General features: G+C 70.2%; 15 protein-coding genes. 9 read left to right on the top strand and 6 right to left on the bottom strand.

The features are described from left to right. Positions 1 to 3 precede the first annotated feature (3 nt). The 7 genes from rplU to VZL07_RS21560 all read left to right on the top strand — a co-directional run bounded on the left by rplU (position 4) and on the right by VZL07_RS21560 (position 6,245). Entirely contained in the window at positions 4 to 312 is a 309-nt protein-coding gene (gene rplU / locus VZL07_RS21530; RefSeq protein ID WP_426749485.1) for a 50S ribosomal protein L21, read from the top strand. Positions 313 to 352: 40 nt separating this feature from the next. Continuing rightward, entirely contained in the window at positions 353 to 628 is a 276-nt protein-coding gene (gene rpmA / locus VZL07_RS21535; RefSeq protein ID WP_426749486.1) for a 50S ribosomal protein L27, read from the top strand. A gap of 126 nt (positions 629 to 754) precedes the next feature. Next, the gene (gene obgE, locus VZL07_RS21540) at positions 755 to 2,305 is read left to right on the top strand and encodes a GTPase ObgE (protein WP_426749487.1); all 1,551 of its coding nucleotides are present in this window, start codon (positions 755 to 757) and stop codon (positions 2,303 to 2,305) included. Positions 2,306 to 2,309: 4 nt separating this feature from the next. Beyond that, positions 2,310 to 2,987, top strand: a complete 678-nt coding sequence (locus VZL07_RS21545; protein WP_426749488.1) for a TrmH family RNA methyltransferase — start codon at positions 2,310 to 2,312, stop codon at positions 2,985 to 2,987. Between the two features lie 49 nt (positions 2,988 to 3,036). Further along, positions 3,037 to 3,798 (top strand): LolA family protein, encoded by a 762-nt coding sequence (locus tag VZL07_RS21550; RefSeq protein ID WP_426749489.1) that lies wholly within the window; start codon positions 3,037 to 3,039, stop codon positions 3,796 to 3,798. A 10-nt stretch (positions 3,799 to 3,808) separates the two neighbouring features. Next, positions 3,809 to 5,233: a hypothetical protein gene (locus VZL07_RS21555; protein ID WP_426749490.1), complete on the top strand. Its 1,425-nt coding sequence runs from the start codon at positions 3,809 to 3,811 to the stop codon at positions 5,231 to 5,233. A 46-nt stretch (positions 5,234 to 5,279) separates the two neighbouring features. After that, entirely contained in the window at positions 5,280 to 6,245 is a 966-nt protein-coding gene (locus VZL07_RS21560; protein WP_426749491.1) for a hypothetical protein, read from the top strand. Positions 6,246 to 6,275: 30 nt separating this feature from the next. On the opposite strand, the gene rimO is transcribed toward VZL07_RS21560, so the two are convergent. From rimO to VZL07_RS21585, 5 genes are all read right to left on the bottom strand, one after another. Beyond that, positions 6,276 to 7,673, bottom strand: coding sequence for a 30S ribosomal protein S12 methylthiotransferase RimO (gene rimO, locus VZL07_RS21565; protein ID WP_426757344.1), 1,398 nt, complete (start codon positions 7,671 to 7,673; stop codon positions 6,276 to 6,278). Between the two features lie 32 nt (positions 7,674 to 7,705). Continuing rightward, positions 7,706 to 8,809, bottom strand: a complete 1,104-nt coding sequence (locus VZL07_RS21570) for a hypothetical protein (protein WP_426749492.1) — start codon at positions 8,807 to 8,809, stop codon at positions 7,706 to 7,708. Between the two features lie 8 nt (positions 8,810 to 8,817). Next, positions 8,818 to 9,315: a YajQ family cyclic di-GMP-binding protein gene (locus VZL07_RS21575; RefSeq protein WP_426749493.1), complete on the bottom strand. Its 498-nt coding sequence runs from the start codon at positions 9,313 to 9,315 to the stop codon at positions 8,818 to 8,820. Positions 9,316 to 9,336: 21 nt separating this feature from the next. Then, positions 9,337 to 10,977 (bottom strand): ribonuclease J, encoded by a 1,641-nt coding sequence (locus tag VZL07_RS21580; protein WP_426749494.1) that lies wholly within the window; start codon positions 10,975 to 10,977, stop codon positions 9,337 to 9,339. A gap of 383 nt (positions 10,978 to 11,360) precedes the next feature. Continuing rightward, on the bottom strand, positions 11,361 to 14,378 hold the full coding sequence (locus VZL07_RS21585; protein WP_426749495.1) for a tetratricopeptide repeat protein: 3,018 nt from the start codon (positions 14,376 to 14,378) through the stop codon (positions 11,361 to 11,363). Positions 14,379 to 15,173: 795 nt separating this feature from the next. On the opposite strand from VZL07_RS21585, the gene VZL07_RS21590 reads away from it, so the two are divergent. After that, positions 15,174 to 16,076: a MaoC/PaaZ C-terminal domain-containing protein gene (locus VZL07_RS21590; protein WP_426749496.1), complete on the top strand. Its 903-nt coding sequence runs from the start codon at positions 15,174 to 15,176 to the stop codon at positions 16,074 to 16,076. Between the two features lie 51 nt (positions 16,077 to 16,127). Here the strand turns inward: VZL07_RS21590 and VZL07_RS21595 are convergent, their stop codons facing one another. Continuing rightward, positions 16,128 to 17,294 (bottom strand): polysaccharide deacetylase family protein, encoded by a 1,167-nt coding sequence (locus VZL07_RS21595; protein WP_426749497.1) that lies wholly within the window; start codon positions 17,292 to 17,294, stop codon positions 16,128 to 16,130. A 268-nt stretch (positions 17,295 to 17,562) separates the two neighbouring features. Between VZL07_RS21595 and VZL07_RS21600 the strand changes: the two genes are divergently transcribed. Next, positions 17,563 to 18,135: a hypothetical protein gene (locus VZL07_RS21600; protein WP_426749498.1), complete on the top strand. Its 573-nt coding sequence runs from the start codon at positions 17,563 to 17,565 to the stop codon at positions 18,133 to 18,135.

Consider the following 18,135-nt stretch of genomic DNA (forward strand, 5'->3'; position numbering starts at 1 on the left):
ACGATGTACGCAGTGATTCGCACGGGCGGGAAGCAGTACCGCGTCGCCGAGGGCGACGTGGTCCGGATCGAGAAGATCGCGGGCGACGTCGGCGCCGAGGTGACCTTCACGGAGGTCCTGATGCTCGGTGGTTCGGACAGCCCGAAGGTGGGCCAGCCGACCGTCGCGGGCGCCAAGGTCGTCGGCAAGGTCCTCGCACAGGACAAGCACCGTCGCGTCCTCCACTTCCGGAAGGAGAAGGAGGGCTGGACCCGTCGCCGTGGTCACCGTCAGCCGTACACTGAGGTGAAGGTCACCTCTATCGCCGGCTAGGCCGGACGGTTTCACCTCAAACTTTCAGGAGCAAGGTGTCATGGCCCATAAAAAGGGACAGGGTTCTTCGCGGAACGGTCGCGATTCCAACCCGCAGTATCGTGGCGTGAAGGTGTACGGCGGTGAGACGGTGTCGGCGGGCAGCATCCTCGTTCGCCAGCTGGGCACGGTCATCCACGCCGGCACGAACGTGAAGCTCGGCCGCGACTACACCCTCTACTCGGTGGTGGATGGCGTGGTGAAGTACGAGCGCCTGGGCCGCGACCGCAAGAAGGTCTCGGTCTACCCGGCCGCCGCTGAGCAGGCGAGCGCCTGACGGCTGGCCGGCCCCTGAGGTCGGCGACCGTGCGGCACCCACGAGCGGGTCGCTTCTCCAGTCCACGCGCCCTTCCGGCAGCGGGATGCGAGGGCGGCCCGCTCTTCGTTTATCCAGGAGTTCCAGATGAAGTTCGTCGACGAGGTCCGCATCTTCGTGAAGGCGGGGGACGGCGGTAATGGCGCTGTCTCGTTCCGGCGGGAGAAGTACATCGAGCGCGGTGGCCCCAGCGGTGGGGACGGCGGCAACGGTGGCTCCGTCGTCTTCGTGGCGGATCCTCAGCTCACCACGCTGCTCGACTACCGCTACCAGCAGCACCACCGCGCCAGGAATGGCGAGCACGGCATGGGCAGCGACTGCAACGGTCGCGCCGCCGAGGACCTGGTGCTCAAGGTGCCCGTGGGCACCCTGGTGAAGGACGCCAACACCGGGGAGCTGCTGGTGGACCTGAGCGAGGCCGGCCAGCGCTGGGTGGCGGCGAAGGGCGGGCGCGGCGGCCTGGGCAACATGAACTTCGCGACGTCCACCCGGCAGACGCCGCGCTTCGCCCAGGATGGGACGAAGGGCGAGGAGCTGACGCTCCGGCTGGAGCTGAAGCTGCTGGCGGACGTGGGCCTGCTGGGCTTCCCCAACGCGGGCAAGAGCACCTTCATCTCCCGCGTGAGCCGGGCGCGGCCGAAGATTGCCGACTACCCCTTCACCACGCTGGTGCCCAACCTGGGCATGGTCCAGTACAAGGACGGCCTATCCTTCGTGATGGCGGACATCCCCGGCATCATCGAGGGCGCCAGCGAGGGCGTGGGCCTGGGGCACCAGTTCCTGCGTCACGTGGAGCGGTGCAAGGTGCTGATCCACCTCATCGACATGGGGGCGGAGGGCGAGGGCCGCTCGCCGCTGCACGACTTCGACGTGCTCAACGCGGAGCTGGGCAAGTACAGCCCGGAGCTGGCGTCCAAGCCGCAGGTGGTGGCGGCCAACAAGCTGGATCTGCCGGATGCGCAGGCCCGGCTCGAAGCCTTCACCCAGGCCCTGCGTGAGCGCGGCATCCGCGTCTACCCTGTGTCCTGCGCCACTGGCGAGGGCATGCAGCCGCTGATGGACTCCGTGGCGGAGGTGCTGTTCACGGGACGCACGGACAAGCTCTGCGTGGAGCCCCCCGCAAAGGCCGCCCGTGCTCGGACGGAAGAGGGCGCGACCTCCACGAAGAAGACCGCGGCTGCGAAGAAGGCACCGGCGCGTAAGTCCGGGGCTGCCGCTGCGGAGAAGGCACCGGCGCGCAAGTCCGGAGCCGCCGCTGCGAAGAGGGCCTCTGCTCGCAAGTCGGGCACTGCCGCTGCGAAGAAGGCTTCTGCTCGCAAGTCGGGCACTGCTGCTGCGAAGAAGGCCCCTGCACGCAAGTCGGGCGCCGCCACTTCGAAGAAAGCCCCTGCACGCAAGCCGGGCGCCGCCACTTCGAAGAGGGCCCCTGCGCGCAAGCCGGGTTCTGCCGCTGGCAAGAAGGCCCCTGCGCGCAAATCGAGTGCAGTGACGAAGAAGACACCGGCGCGTCCGTCGAGCGCGACCTCCGCGAAGAAGGCCCCTGCGCGCAAGTCCGGCGCCGTGGCGAAGAAGACGTCCACGCGCAAGGCTGCGTCGAAGAAGGCCCCGGCTCGCCGGCCGGCGGGCGGGAGGAGCTGAGTCCATGTCGGGTGGTGGTGCGCGCTACGAGCGCTACGAGCGGGAGCAGTTCGAGCCGGAGCAGTTCCTGCTCGACGTGCGCAAGGAGAAGATTGATCGCGTCGTCAGTCACCGCACGCGCAACTTCACGGTGGTCCTGGACCGGCTGGAGGACAGCTTCAACATGGCCGCGGTGCTGCGCACCTGCGAGTCCATGGGCGTGCAGGAGGTCCACATCGTCATCAACCCGGAGGCCCCCTTCGTTCCCAACTCGAGGGTGGCCCAGGGCTGTGACAAGTGGCTGGACGTCAAGCTGTACAAGACGTTCGCCGAGTGCCGCGAGCACCTGAAGTCGCGCGGCTTCTCCCTGTACGCGTCCGCCATCCAGGACGGAGCCACCAGCCTCTACACACTGCGCTTCGACACGAAGATGGCGCTCGTGTTTGGCAACGAGCGGCACGGCGTGAGCGAGGAGGTGCTGGCCGGGGTGGACGGGACGTTCTGGGTCCCCATGAAGGGCTTCAGCCAGAGCCTCAACATCTCCGCCGCGGCCTCGGCCTGCATCAGCCGGGCGATTGCCTGGCGGGACGAGCACCTCGGCCAGTCGGGAGATTTGACGCCCGAGGATGCCCAGGCCCTGCGGGAGCGCTTCTACGTGCTGGCCATCAAACAGAGGAAGCGCCTGTTCAAGAAGGCTCCGTGAATGTCGGGGCTCAGGCCCCGTCGGGATGGTTTAGATTGGAGGCCTCGCCATGTTCTTCGAAGCCCTGCTCGCCACGCTCCTGTCCGCTCCCGCCACGCCCGCCGCCGAGCCGGTGAAGGCCGCTCCTGTGGCCCAGGCCGCCCAGGCTCCCGCTGCCTCGAAGGCGCCCCAGGCCAGCGCACCCGCCGCGGCTGCGGCCACCAAGCCCGCGATGACGCCGGAAGTGAAGTCCCTGGTGGACCGGATGCAGGCCTTCTACGAGAAGACCAGCGACTTCCGGGCGGGCTTCCGGCAGGACTACAAGTACAAGACCTTCCGCCGCACGCAAACGTCCGAGGGCACCGTCACGTACAAGAAGCCCGGCCTGATGCGCTGGGAGTACGAGAAGCCCTCACCCCGCACCTTCGTGCTGGCGGGCAACAAGGTGTACGCGTACGACCCGGCCGCGCAGAGCCTCACCGTGGGCAGCGTGGACACCAGCCAGCTCTCCGCGTCGGTGACGTTCCTCTTCGGCCAGGGAAAGCTGGCGGACGAGTTCGCCATCACCAAGGGCGCCTGCAAGGACTGCAAGGGCACGTTGCTGGTGTTGGACCCGCTGAAGAACGAGCCGCGCTTCCGCCAGGTGCGCCTGGAGGTGGACCCCGCCACGGCCCAGGTGTTGAAGAGCACGGTGGTGGACCCGGACGGCAGCGAGAACACCATCTCCTTCCTCAACCTGAAGACGAACGTGGGCATCGACGCGGACAGCTTCAAGCTGGACGTGCCGGACGACACCCGCGTGGATGACTTCACCAAGGCGAAGAAGCAGTAACCTGGGGCGCGTGCGTCGCGCGTTCCTGCTGGTGGGGTTGATGGGGCTGGCCGGGACCGGTTGTCACCGGGAACCGGCCGCGGGTGCTTCACGTCCTCGGGGCTTCCAGGGGCAGACCTTGCCGCTGCTGGCCTCACCCGCCTTGCGGCTCACCGTGGCGGGCCGCCTGGGGACGCGGCCGGTGCCGGTGGTGCTCGACGTCGCGAGGCCGCTCTCGCTCGTGGCCCGGGGGTGCTTCGAGGGCGAGCCGCCCGCGCCCGAGGGGACCATCCGCGCACCGGAGCCCGCGGGAGGCTTCCGCTCGTGGCCCGTGGTGCCGCTGCCCGCCTTCTCCGTCGGTCCCGTCCAATCCCCCATGCGGACGGCAGGGCTGTCTGGCGAGAAGGTCTGCGCGGTGACGCTGGGCGCGGACATCCTGGAGTCCTACGCCCTCACCGTGGACCCGCTGCGGCGGGAGGTCACCTTCACGGCCTCGCGTCCCCGCGCGGACTATGCCGCGGAGGCCGCCACGACGGAGGCGACGCGGGAGGTCCATGTCCTGGAGCTCAGCCGCGAGCCGCTGGGCGACTGGCCCCTGCTGGCCGCGCGGATGACGCAGGGGAGCGCGGAGCTCACCGGTCCCTTCGTCCTCGGCTCGCGAGAGCCCTTCTCGCGGGTGTCCGTGCGCCTCGCGGAGATGCAGGGCCTGCAACCGGTGGAGACCGCCGCCAACCTGCCACCGCGAACCTTCGCGCTGGACGTGGTGGAGGTGGCCGAGGGCGTGGGCGCCCGCCCGCTGGTGGTGGAGGCAGCCGGGCGTTGGGACGCTCCGAGCAGCCTGGGCCGGCTGGGGCCGGACGTCTGGGGCCGCTTCACCGCGACGCTCGACGCGAAGGGCGGAGCGCTCGTGCTGCGCCGTCCCCGGCTGGGGCCCGCGGAGCGCTCCTCGGTGCGGCACTGCGCCGCGCCCGACGGGGCCTTCCGGGAAGAGGCGTGCTATGGGCTGCACGTGCGGCGGGAGCCTGACGGCAGCCTGTCCGTCAGCGGCGCGGTGTACCGGGATTTGCCGGAGGGCGGGCGGCTCCACCTCGAGCCCTTGGGGCCGGATGGACAGAAGCTCGCCTCGGGCTGCGGCGTGGGGTTGAGCTTCCCCGCTACCAGCCGAGGGCTGACGACGCAGCACCGCGTGCCCTGGCGCTCGCTGGCGCAGTCGCTGCCTGCCTGCCATGCGGCGCTGGCCACGGCCCGTGACTTCACCCTGGCCTTGTTCGAGGAGGGCCGCCAGCCCGAGTGCCCGACGGCCTGCGCCTTCGTCACCGAAGCGGCGTCACGCCGCACCGTCTGTGAGTGCCAGCCCACGCCGCTGGGTGAGGGCGTGGCGGCGCCGTCGCGTGGCGCTTCCTCGCGCGAGCCCCCGCCCGAGGAGCGGGAGCTGGAGCCCGAGGACCCGCGCTAGCGTTGCCTGGACAGGGGCCGGGGTGCTGCGTTCTCCTCAGCCGCACATGCGACCGTCTCCCACCGAGTTCGACCATCAATACACCGAACAGCGCCGCTCCATCGAGCTGGCCCGCCGCTATCTGGAGAAGGAGGGCGTCACGCGGATGTACGACGCCCTCACGAAGGAAGTGGAGCGGGGCCGGCTGTCGGTGCAGGACGCGAGTGGCGCCATCCGCTTCGGCCTGCTGGCCATCATCGAGCGGGTGGCGGAGCGGGTGGGCTACACGCGCTACGTCGACATGCTGAAGGACCCGGAGATGCTGGACGCGCTCCGCTTCATGCTGGACGACATCTGCCGCCGCAAGGGCGTGGACACCTTCGAGTTCCGCCAGCAGTGGGCTCACACCAACCTCCAGGCCGTGCTGCGCGACTGGCACCTGGTGGTGCACGAGGAGCGGGGCCGCCACCGCTACGAGGTGGCCGCGGACCTCGCGCGGCGCCTGGTGAGCGAGACGCCCGGGAGCCTCGTGGCGGAGTCGTTGAAGCTGCCCATGGATTCCTTCGTGCTGCTGGTGTCACCCGAAGCCGGGCTCGTGGGCCAGGGACCGGATGGCACGCCCACGCCCATCACCGAAATCTACGCGGTGGAGTCCCCCGCGCCCGAAGGGAAGGCCTGGTACCTGTGGCTCAGCATGCGGGACGCGGCGAATCGCGCGGCCCGGGCGCTCGTCAACGTGTACCTGCAGGACTCGCGGACGCTGGACGACGCCATCGCCTTCACCCGGGAGCAGGGTGGCCCTCAGCAGGACCCGGGCTGGGAGGACTGCTGCCGCCTGCTCGCGGGCGTCGCGCGGTACGTGGCCGAAGGCGGCCCGGTGCGCGAGGTCTGGTACGACGCCACCGCGCGCGAGCTGCACGAGAAGCTGGCGGCGACGCCCAAGTCGGCGAAGCCGGAGCGGGAGAAGCTGCGAGAGCGCCTGCGCGCCGTCAGCCCGGGGCGCACCCTGGTGCTGGAGGAGCCCTCGCGCTGAGGGCTCCCGCGGCGTCCGGGGCCTTCGCGCCTACTCCGCGCGGGGCGCCGGGCGCTGCATCGCCGACAACGGCAGCGGGGCCGGGTGCGCGTCGCGCGCGGTGTGCTCGCGCTGCTTCGGGTCCGGGCGCTCCACCACGCGGGCGACCAGGTCGTAGTCGTGGGCCTCCGTCACCTCCACGGTGACGATTTCGCCCGGGTACGCCAGGCCGTCGTTGATGTAGACCATGCCGTCGATGTCCGGCGCCTGGCCCTGGTGACGGCCCACCAGCAGGTGCTCCGTCTCCGGCGCGGGGCCCTCCACCAGCACCTCCAGCCGCTTGCCCACGAGCTTCTTGTTCTGCTCGCGGTTGATGCGCTTCTGGATGGCCATGATTTCGCGCCAGCGGCGCTCGATGATTTTCTGCGGCACCTTGTCCGGCAGGTTGTAGGCCGCGGTGCCCTCTTCGTCGGAGTACTGGAAGACGCCCAGGCGCTCGAAGCGCTGCGTCTTCACGAACTCCTTCAGCATCTCGAAGTCCTCTTCCGTCTCCCCCGGCAGGCCGACGATGAGCGAGGTGCGCATCACCAGACCGGGCACGCGCTCGCGCAGCTTGGCCAGCAGGCCCTTGAGGAACTCCGAGTTGCGGCCGCGCTTCATGGACAGCAGCAGCTTGTCGCTGACGTGCTGCACGGGCATGTCCAGGTAGCGGGCAATCTTCGGCTCCGAGGCCATCACGTCGATGAGCTCGTCCGGGAAGATGCGCGGGTAGGCGTAGTGGAGGCGGATCCACTTCACGTCCACCTGCACCAGCGCCTTGAGCAAGTCATGCAGCTTCGGCTTGCCCGGCAGGTCATGGCCGTAGGCCGTCAGGTCCTGCGCGACGAGGTTCAGCTCCTGCACGCCGCTGTCCGCCAGCTGCTTCGCCTCGGCGACGATGTCGTCGATGGTCCGCGAGCGCTGCCCGCCGCGCAGGGTGGGGATGATGCAGAAGGCGCAGGCGTTGTCGCAGCCCTCGGAAATCTTGAGGTACGCCGTGTACTTCGGCATCGAGTTGATGCGCGGCGTGTTGGCGTCATGGATGTAGTCCGGGTCCGGAATCACCTGACGCGGCGAGGCCTCGGCGGCCAGCAGGTCACCAATCTGGGCGTAGGCGCTGGTGCCCAGGAAGTGGTCGACCTCCGGCATCTCCTTGGCCAGCTCCTCGCCGTAGCGCTGGGACAGGCAGCCCGTCACCACCAGCGTCTGGCAGGCGCCGGACTTCTTCAGCTCGGCCATCTCCAGGATGGAGTCCACCGACTCCTGCTTGGCGGGGCCGATGAAGGCGCACGTGTTGACGACGATGACCTGGGCGTCCGCCGGCTCCTGGACCAGGGTGTAGCCGCGGTGGCGCAACGTGCCCAGCATCACCTCGGAGTCCACCCGGTTCTTCGGGCAGCCGAGGGTCATCATGTACAGGCTCTTGGTGGTTTCCACTGCGTCTACCGCTTTCCGAGTTCGGTTCGCGAGAAGTGGGTCCCACTCCAGGCGAAGTTCATGGACGTGCCGTTCGAGTAACGGATGGACAGCACGCCCTCTTCATCCAGTTCCACCGACGACGTGCGTCCCAGCGCGCAGGTGGCGGCCGGCCACTCGAGCACCCGCAGCGCCGTCTTCCCGGTGAGCAGGTAGAAGCCCAGCCGCAGCTCGACGCCGGCGTCACATTGACCGGCGACGGCATAGGGATTCTTCCCGGTCACCACCGTCACGATGCGCCCGCCGTCCGGCAGGCTGAGCGTGTCCGGCACGTTCAGGTCGGCGCTCGACGGGATGATGGCCTCGGGGGCCACCAGGCTGCGCAGCGAGACAGGCGTCAGCTCGTCGTCTCCCTGGGCCCACGCCGGATAGCTCATGTAGTCCCAGCCCAGCCAGCCGTCCTGGCGGGGCTCGAGCGAGGTCACGCTCTCCGGCGGCTTCAGCTTGAGGCCCTTGCGCGGCTCGTCCGGCAGCCGCAGCGCCTCCCCCGTCATGTTGCCGCTCTGGCAGTTGGAGATGGAGGCCGCCTTGCTGTCGGCGCTGTCCTGGTCCTCGTAGGTGAGGCACAGGTCGAACACCATCGGGTCCACCGAGGGGAAGCGGGGGAAGGCGCGCACCGGCACCGAGGCCATGAGCAGCAGCCGGTTGCCCTGCCGCTGCACCGCCGCCGTCACCAGGTCCTGGGCGAACTGCGGCGTGCCGCTGTCCGCGCCCGAGGCGCGCTTGCCGTCGAACGCGAAGCGCCACGTGTAGCCGGTGGCGGTGGGGCCGGTGCCTGGGAAGTAGAGGGACAGCGTGAGCAGGTCACCGGCCTGGAGCTGGTCGTCGGTGGCCTCCACGCCCACGTAGAGCGTGTCCTTGCGGGCGCCCACCTTGGCGGAGAAGGCCGCGGTGGCGCCTTCGGGGACGGCGGGCTTGAGCACCAGCGACGAGCCGAAGGCCTTGAGCCCACCCTGGATGCGCGGGGGCCTGGAGAGGGAGGGAACCGGCTTGGAAGGACGGTCCGCCTGGGCGGACGCCACGCCCGGGGCGCAGAGCAGGAGGCAGAAGGACAGGGCGGCAGCGCGCATGGGCCTCTTCAATCGCGGAAGTTGGTGAACTGCATGTCCAGCTTCAGCCGGTCCTGCTCCTTGCGGAACAGGGCGATGGCCGCCTGGAGGTCATCCCGGTTCTTGCCCGTGACGCGAAGCTGGTCGGCCTGGATGGAGCCCTGGACCTTCAGCTTCGACTCCTTCAGCAGCTTCACCAGCTCCTTGGACTTCTCCACGGGGATGCCCTGCTGGAGCTTGATGGACTGCTTCACGTTGTGAAGGCCCGTCTTCTCGATGTCGCCATACTCCAGCGCGAACAGGCTGATGTTCCGCTTGGCCAGCTTCGCCAGGAGGACTTCCTTGGCGGCCTGGACGCGGTCCTCGCTGTTGGCCTTCACGGTGATGGCGGTATGGTCCGGAGCCAGCACCACGTCGGCGTGGGCGCCCTGGAAGTCGTAGCGGGTGCTGATCTCCTTCTTGGTCTGGTTGACCGCGTTGTCGAGCTCAGCGAGGTCGATTTTCGAGACGACGTCGAAGGATGGCATGGGCAGCGGCCCTTACCATACCTACACCCGGACGACCAAGGGCACCACCAGGGGGCGCTTGGCGGTGTACGCCTTGAAGGCCCGGCGCACGGCCCGGGTGAGTTCCTCTCTCACCAGGGCGTCATCGCCCCGCAGGGTGGGGGACAGTTCCTCGAAGAGCACTCGCGCGTCCTGGGCCACCCGGGAGAGCAGCACCTGCTCGTCCAGGGACAGGCCCTGGCCGGACAGCTGGGGCCCCGCCACCACCTTCTGGGAGTCCCGCTGGAGCACCACCACCGCGGCCACCACGCCCGTCTCCGACAGCCGGACGCGCTCCTGGAGCGTGTCGTTCGTCACCAGCCCGCTGCCGAAGCGGTCCTTGAAGACGCGGCCCGAAGGCACGCTGCCGGTGAAGCGGCCCCGGCCCTCCTCGAAGGTCACCACGTCGCCGTCCTGCGCGAGCAGGCACTGGGCGGGCTCCAGGCCGGCCTCGCGCGCGGTGAGCAGGTGCTTGTGCAGGTGGCGGCCCTCGCCGTGCACGGGGATGAAGTGGGCCGGACGCACCAGGTCCAGCACGCGCCGCTGCTGGGGCTGGCTGGCGTGGCCGGAGACGTGGATGCCCGGCTCCACCTGGGCGTAGGCCACGCGCGCGCCGCGCCACTGGAGGGCGTCGATGAGCGCGCCCACGGAGCGCTCGTTGCCGGGGATGGGGCGCGAGCTGAGCACCACCAGGTCCCCGGGATTCAGGCGCACCGGCCCTTCGCCCGAGGCGAGCTGAGACAGCCCGGCGCGGGGCTCGCCCTGGGCGCCGGTGGTCAGCACCAGCACGCGCTGCGCGGGCAGCACCGGCACCGTGTCCAGGTGGACGAAGAGCGAGTCGGGCACGTCGAGGTAGCCCATCTCTCGCGCCATCTCCACGTTGCGCGTCATGCTCCGGCCCTGGAGGGCCACCTTGCGGCCCAGCCGCTCGGCCAGCGAGAGCAGGTGCCGCACGCGGTGCAGGTTGGAGGAGAAGAGGGCGACGACGATGCGCCCGGTGGCGCCCTGGAAGAGGCGCTCGAAGGTCTGCTCCACCACGCGCTCGCTGCCCGTCTCCTCCGTCACTTCGGAGTTGGTGGAGTCGGAGAGGAGGCACAGCACGCCTTCCTCGCCGGCCTCGCCCCAGCGCTCCAGGTCCGTGCGCAACCCGTCGATGGGGTCCGGGTCCAGCTTGAAGTCCCCGGTGTGGATGAGGGTGCCCTCGGGCGTGCGCAGGATGTAGCCCACCGCGTCCGGCACCGTGTGCGTGACGCGGCTGGCCTCCACGCGAAAGGCCGTGCCCACGGCGAAGGGCTCGCGCGGCTCGATTTCGCGCAGGTCCGCCTCGATGCCCAGCTCCTCCAGCCGGTGGCGCGCCATGGCCAGCGTGAAGCGCGTGCCGTAGACGGGGACGGGGACCTCGTTGAGCAGGTAGGGCAGCGCGCCCACGTGGTCTTCATGGCCGTGCGTCAGCAGCACGCCCTGGAGCTGCGCGGCGTTCTGCTTCAGGTGGCTGAAGTCCGGAATGATGATGTCCACGCCGGGCATCCCCGAGGCGGGGAACATCAGCCCGGCGTCGATGAGCAGCATCTCCCCACGGCAGGCGACGACCATGGAGTTGAGGCCGATTTCGCCCAGGCCGCCCAGGGGTATGACTTGAAGCATCGGGTGAAGTCTAAGGACTCACTCTGCCGGCTGCGTCGGAAAGTGAAGCCCGCCCGCCTGACTGGAGCCCTCGGTCACACGCGGATGGGAACGCCGCGTCCGGACTCCGTCTGGAAGGTGCTGTCCACGCAGGGGCGGCGGTCGCCGTCGCGGGCCGGCGGGGCGGGCGTTCGCGGCGTGTCCCGTCCTGGCGCGGTGGGGCCTTGACGCGGCGGGGCAGGGCTGGCGGACCGAAGGCTGGCGGACAGGAGGCGCATGACAATCTCCGGCAGAGGCGGGCGAGCCCGCGGCGAACCACTCCCGGGGATTATCGAGCGGCCTTGCGAAAATGTGCGCGCGGAGGCGTGATTTCCGGAGATGTAGGCGGTGGACACGCCGGGCGCTCAGTGCCTCCGGCGCCGGAGGCCCTCGAGCCAGCCGCGGACGTCGCTGGCCTCGGCGGCGTAGTTGGCTTCCTCGGACGTGTAGAAGTGCAGGGCCTGGGTGGCCAGGCCGCGAGCCCTGGGCCCGTCCTGCTTCACCAGGGTGCGGGCGAGGGCGAAGCGCGTGCTCGCGAGGTCTTCGGCGGGCCCGGGGTGCGTGGTGCGCAGCGCGAGCGCGCGCTCCAGTGTGGCGCGGGCCTCGTGGGTCTTCCCCAGTGCGTGCAGGGCCTGGCCGAGCGTGGTGAGGGGGGCCGCCACGTCCGGGTGGTTCTTCTGGAAGGCCTCGTAGGCCGCGATGCTCCGGCGCGCGAAGTCCACCGCGTCGCGCGGCTTGCCCTCGCGCAGGGCCAACGCGCCGAGCAGCGCCAGGTCGGTGGCGGTCTCCGGGTGCTCGGGGCCATAGGCCTTCAGGTCCACCGCCAGCGCACGCTCGCGCAGCGGCCGGGCTTCGGCGGGCCGGTCCAGCGCCTCCAGCGCCTCGGCGAGGTTGTTGAGTGGATAGCTCAGTGTGGCGCTGTCCGGGCCCAGCGACTGCTCCTCGAGCTGGATGGCGCGCTGGAGGTAGGGGATGGCCTCCTCGAAGCGCCGGACGATGACCAGGTGATAGCCCATGGCGTTGGCGGCCATGGCCGTCTGTGGGTGGTCCGGGCCGAGCACGCGCTCGGTGGTCTCCAGCACGCGGCGCAGCAGCGCCATGGCGCGCTCCGTCTCGGGGGTGCGTGACAGCGCGGCGGCTTGATTGCGGAGGGACTCCAGGGTGAGCAGGTGTTCGGCACCCAGCTCCTGCTCTCGCAGCGCCGCGGAGCGCCCGAAGGCCTCCGCCGCCTGGGCGTACTGGCCCTTGAGGAAGGCGTTGCGGCCCAGGCTCGTCTGGAGCAGGGCCTCCAGCTCCGAGGCGCCTCCCGCGCGGATGATGGACGAGCGCGCCTGCTCCACGCTCCACGCCTCCAGCGTGGGGTCGGAGGCAACGGTCGTCACCAGTCGCGCGGCGGCACGGGCCGCGAGCTGGTCATGGCGGTGGGCCTGCGCGGTGAAGAGGGACTCGCGCAGGGCGGCGGCGGCGCGAGCATCGTCCCCCGCGACGAGGCCGAGCCGGCCTTCCAGCTCCAGCGCCTCGGCGAGCACCGGCCCATAGCCGAGCTCGCGCGCCTCGGCGAGCACCGCCTTGGCCTCTTCCTGGGCCTGGGGATAGCGACCGGCGTCCACCAGCGCCGTGGCACGGTCCACCCGGGCACGCAGGGCTTCCACCTGCTGCCGCTGTCCAGCGGGCTCCGACAGGCCTCGCCAGAGGGCGTCCACGTCCGCGCACGCGGAGACGGGAGGCAGGCGCTGGGCTGCGTCGGGCGCGGCGTCGAGCGCCTCCGCGTCCGTCTGCGCGAGCACGCCCGTGAGGGCCACCAGGGCGGAGTGGCGGCGGTCCAGACACGCCATGCGCAGCGCGAGCACATGGTCGGATTGAAGGCCCTGGACGTGGGTGGCCTCGCAGGCCTCGCGGTGCATGCGGGTCCACTCGTTCGAGAAGCCGTCCAGGGTCGCCGCCACGCGCTCGTAGGCGGCGGAGGCGTGGGGCTTGCCCGTGGCGGCGAAGGCCTGCTGGATTTCCGTCCGGCGCGCCGCGTCCCAGATGCCGTCGAGACGGGCCTCGGGGTCCGGACACGGGCCGTCTCGCTGCGAGAACACCAGCAGCCAGGTGACGGCGACGACGCTGTTGAGCAGCAGTGATGCGGCGGCCACCGCGCCACGGCGGCGCCACGCCGCGGACGGGTCCAGGCCCAGCGCATCCAGCAGCACGCCCATGGAGGGGAAGCGCGCGTCGGGCGACGGAGACAGGCCGCGGGTGACGGCGCGCAGCACCCATGCGGGCACGCGGCTGCCTCGAGGCGGTGGGCGCACGCGGCCCGCGCGGGCTTCTTCCAGGTATTCGTCGGGACGCTTGCCATTGAAAGGCAGCTGTCCGTAGAGGGCTTCGTAGAGGGACGCGCAGAAGCTGAACTGGTCTCCGCGCGCGTCGATGCGCCCGTCCTCGTGCTGCTCGGGCGGCATGTACGCGGGCGTGCCCATGACGAGCCCCGCCTCGGTGAGCGCGGTCTGCAGCAGGTCGTCCTGCACGAGGCGCGACAGCGCGGGCGCGGTGCCCCGGCCCGCCTCGGCCGCTTCCTGGTCCGCGGTGGTGCGGGCCAGGCCGAAGTCGGTCACCTGCGCGCGCCCGTCCTTGCTGACCAGCACATTGGCGGGCTTGAAGTCCCGGTGGACCAGCCCGGCCGCGTGCGCGGCGGCGAGCCCCCGGCCCGCCTGGCGGAAGATCTCCAGCACCTCGCGCCAGGTGCGGTGCTCGGCGCGGAGCCAGTGGCGCAGGGACAGGCCATCCACCCGCTCCATGGCGATGAAGACGCGCCCCGCGAAGGTGCCCGCGTCGTAGACGGAGACGACGTTCGGGTGGGACAGCCGCGCCATGGCCTGGGCTTCCCGGAGCAGCCGCGACGAACCGTCCGAGCGCGCCGCCGGGCTGGCATCCGGGTGCAGCAGCTTGATGGCGACGCGCCGGTGCAGCTCCGGGTCGTAAGCGCTGTAGACGGCGCCCATGCCGCCCGCGCCCAGGGCGTCGAGGATGTGATACCGGCCCACCCGGACCTGCGAAGTGTCCCGGGGCTCCGTGTCCTCGGCGTCCTTCTTCACGCTGGAGCGAGCGGACCTCCCCGGGCTTGCGACAGGCGCCTTCACGGGCGAGGCCGCCAAGGGCATGGACAGGGTGACGCGTGAGCCGCGCCCTTCCGCGACGGAAGCCCCGGCATGCGCGGCGGGCATCAGCTTCGCGCTCGCGCTGGGAGAGAGCACCTGCGCGCCGGCGAAGGCCTTGGCACCAGCCCCGGCCGAGGGGAGCGCGGCGAAGTCCTTGCCGCCCGTGTTGGGAGCAGAGGCGGGGAGCGCGGCGAAGTCCTTGCCGCCAGCGCCGGCCCCGGGAGATGGGACCATGGCCATGTCCCTGCCACCAGCGCTGGCCCCGGGCGTTGGGACCATGGCCATGTCCCTGTTGCCAGCGCTGGCCCCGGCCGTTGGGACCATGGCCATGTCCCTGTTGCCAGCGCCGGCCCCGGGTGTTGGGACCATGGCCATGTCCCTGGCGCCAGCGCTGGGAGCAGAGGCGGGGAGCACGGCAAAGTCCCTGCCGCCCCCGCTCGGGCCCGCCTCGGCGTGAGGAGGCAGGGGGCGTCCGCCGACGTCCCGAGGAGACTCTGGAGGTGGAGGGGAGACGGAGCTTGAAGAGGGCTCGGGCGTCGCGGCTGGGGCGCCCGGCGCGGGCGGCACCGTGTGGGCGGCCGCGGAAGGCATTTCCGGCTCCGTGGCATGCGCCGACCGACGAACGACGGCTGGCCGATTTCCCACGCGGATGGGCTCGGTGGGGAGCGCATTGTCATCTTCGCTGCCCATCGCGGGCTGGGCCCTGTCCGTCGCGATGGAGTGTCCCTGAGCGGAGCGCAGCGCCGCGGCACCGGGGGGCGTCACCCGAGCCAGCAGCCGGGCGCATTTGCGACATCCCTCCGCGTGTCGGCGCAAGGGACTGGATTCCGATGCACGAAGCTGTCCAGCGGCGAGCGCGCGCGCGGTGATTTCGTCGAAGCAGGACACGGAGGGAATGTTCTCCCACGCTCCGTGTCCCCGAAAAAGGGGGGCGTTTGTCCCCGGGCCCATCCCTTCCTGGACTCTCTACTTCCCGACAAGGCTCTCGCGTGCTGCCATGGGGCTCGGCTGACTGCGTCATTCCGGAGCTCCAACGTGTCCCACACTGCGCCCTCGCTCGAGCTGTCCAAGCCCCCTCTGCTCGCCAGGGAGTTGCTGCGCGCCGCCGTGGCACGCAGGCCGTCGCGCCCGGGGGAGGTCCCCCGGGTGGACGTTCGCGTGCGAGGCTTCACCCCCGGCCCCAGACAGCTCGCGCGCTACCGGGAGGTGTGTGGGTTTCCGGAAGACGGTGCGCTGCCGCTGACCTTTCCGCAGGTGCTGGCAATGCCGCTGCACCTGACCCTGCTCAACCACCCGGCCTTTCCCTACAAGCTGTTGGGCATGGTGCATGTGCGCAATCACATTCATCAGCGTCGGCGCTTGTTCGAGGGGGCCCGCCTCTCCGTTCACGTCTGGGTCGAGGGCCAGCGTGAAGCGCGGCAAGGGCGCGAGCTGGACCTGCACACCGAGGTAGAGGAGGAGGGGACGCTGGTGTGGAGCGCCGTCACCACGATGCTCCGCCGGCTCCCTGGCATGGGGGAGCGGCCTCGGGATGCGGGGCGCCCGCCTTCCACCGATGAGGCGCAGCTCTTCGAGCGCAGCCGCCCCGCGAGCTGGTCCGTTCCGGAGAACGCCGGCCGCCGCTATGCCCGGGCCTCGGGGGACTACAATCCCATCCACCTGTATGGCTTTACGGCGCGGCCCTTTGGCTTCCCTCGTGCCATCGTTCACGGAATGTGGACGGTGGGCCGTTGCGTGGCGGAGATGGGGGAGGCCGCGGAGGCCCCCGCGCTCACCCTTTCATCGGAGTTCCGCCGTCCGCTCCTCCTGCCTTCGCGGGTCATCTTCCAGACCGCGCCGCAGCCCGGTGGCGGCGTGGCCTACCGGGTGATGGCGGAGGACGGGCAGCCCCACCTCATCGGCCGCCTGTCGCCCGTTGAAGCGTCGGTCTCGCGGTGACGGGCGCCTGCGGCACGGAGTCCGGCGCGCCCCGAGGCGGACGCGCCGTGCTCAGTTCGGCAAGAGCACCACGTCATCCAGATACATCACCGGCTGGTCCGTACCGGAGTCGTCCTGGAAGTAGATGTCTTGCAGTGTGCCGGTGCTCGCGCCCATGTTGGCGAGAGGAATGGTCACCTGCTGCCACGTCCCCGGGGCAATGGCGCCGCCGAGCGCGGTATCCAGGCGGATGGAGCCCAGCACTTGGGCGCCATCGTGGAGGACCAGCCGTACGGCCTGCCCACCGACGGTGCCGCCGTGAACCCAGAGGCGGATGGACTCATACTGCGACAGGTCCAGCCCGGGGTGGTGGAACATCAACCCGTTCCAGGTGTCTGGCTCGAAGCGGATGGCGGACGTGCCCGCGTGCACCACGTTCGTCTCATCAAGCGAGTGGTCCGCCCAGCTCCAGTTGGCGAAGCCGTTCTGCAACCCGTCGGTATAGACGAAGAACCCAGCCGTCAGGTCGGGATGGGTGCGCCGCTCCGTCAGGGCCAGTCCCTCGGACAATGTGACGGTGCGCACGCCGCTTGTCTGCACATGGTCGAGGATGGCCTCGAAGTCGGACGTGACGTACTCGGTGTCGCGGGTCGGCGTCCCGTTCGTGAACTCATGGAACACGAGGATGAGCCAGCTCTTCTCCGCGATGGCCTGGTCCACCCAGCCTTGCACGGTGCTGACGGGAACGGAGCGGGCCACATCATTGGCGCGCAGCTCGTAGATGACGGTGTCGCGGAAGTTGCGGCCTGCGTTCACCGTGCGGCTGCTGGCGTAGTACTGGCGGATGACATCGAGGACCGGGGCGTTCTGGAGGCCGTAGGGCACCACGAGGTTCGGGACGGCGGGCAGTCCCAGGGCGCTCTCCAGCCAGGCGCGGGAGCCCTGGAGCTCGGCGACGAGCTGCGTCGGAGAGAGTGTCGTCAGGTCCGGGTGGGTCAGCGTATGGCTGGCAATGTCATTGCCTTCAGCGACGAGTGTCTGGGCCTGCGCCAGCGTCATGTATCCGCCCCAGCCCTCGGCGATGGCCAGGGTGACGAGCCCGTAGGTGGCTGGGATGTTCCTCGCGTTGAGCTCGGGGCGCGCCAGTGAGAACTGGGTAGCCCAGCCGTCATCCAGGGTGATGGTGACCAGCCCCTCGGTGAAGGGCTTCGCCGCGGACGCGGGCAACGCCAGTGTCATGAGCAGCAGCGTGACAATGCTTCGACAAACCCTGTGCGATATGGACATGGACGTCCCCCGCCGCATCGAGGCAGCTCCCGAGCGGTCTGGGAATTCCGATAGCAGACGCGCAGGACGACGGGCAACCGGCCGGGCCCGCCCAGCGGGCGTGGTTCAGCGACCAGCAGGGGGAGGGCAGGGCTGACACCGGGGCAGGGACAGGGATTCGAATACGGGGCCCCCGTGTTCGTTCGAGCCACTGTAGGCCCTTGGAAAAGGAACCCGCTTCATGAAGAAAGTCGCCGCGCTCGCATGTCTGTTGAGCTTGCTGGGAGCGATTCCCGCCCAGGCCGCCGAGTTGAAGGACGTATTCGGCCGAGAAGTCCCCGTTGGAAAGGGCCGGCCCACGTTGGTGCTGTACGCCAACAAGAGCTCGCGGGAGGAGCTGCGCCAGCATGCCTATTCGTTCATCTACGACCTGCGCGCGGAGAAGCCCATCGTCCTGATTCACGTGGACCTGCGGGACGTCCCGGGCCTCTTCAAGGGCATGGCCCGTGGGGAAATCAAGAAGAGCCACCGCGAGTCCATCGAGCACATGCGCAACGTCTTCCGCCAGCATGGAGAGACGCCGCCGCCCGAGCTGGAGTCGTCGCTCTACATGGTGGCGGATTCCAAGGGCGAGCCGCACAAGGCGCTGGGGCTGAAGAAGGGGTTCGACCGGGTCGTCGCCCGGGTGCTGGGCCCTTCCGGGCAGGAGCTGGCGCGAGGCCCCTTCCCGGAGAGCGCCCGGCGGCTGGAGCAGTCCATGGTCTCCGACTCGGAAGTCCTGCCGACGCTCCGGGTCGTGGACATGTCGCGCTGA

The organism is Pseudomyxococcus flavus (genome assembly GCF_050038885.1).
GTDB lineage: Bacteria > Myxococcota > Myxococcia > Myxococcales > Myxococcaceae > Myxococcus > Myxococcus flavus.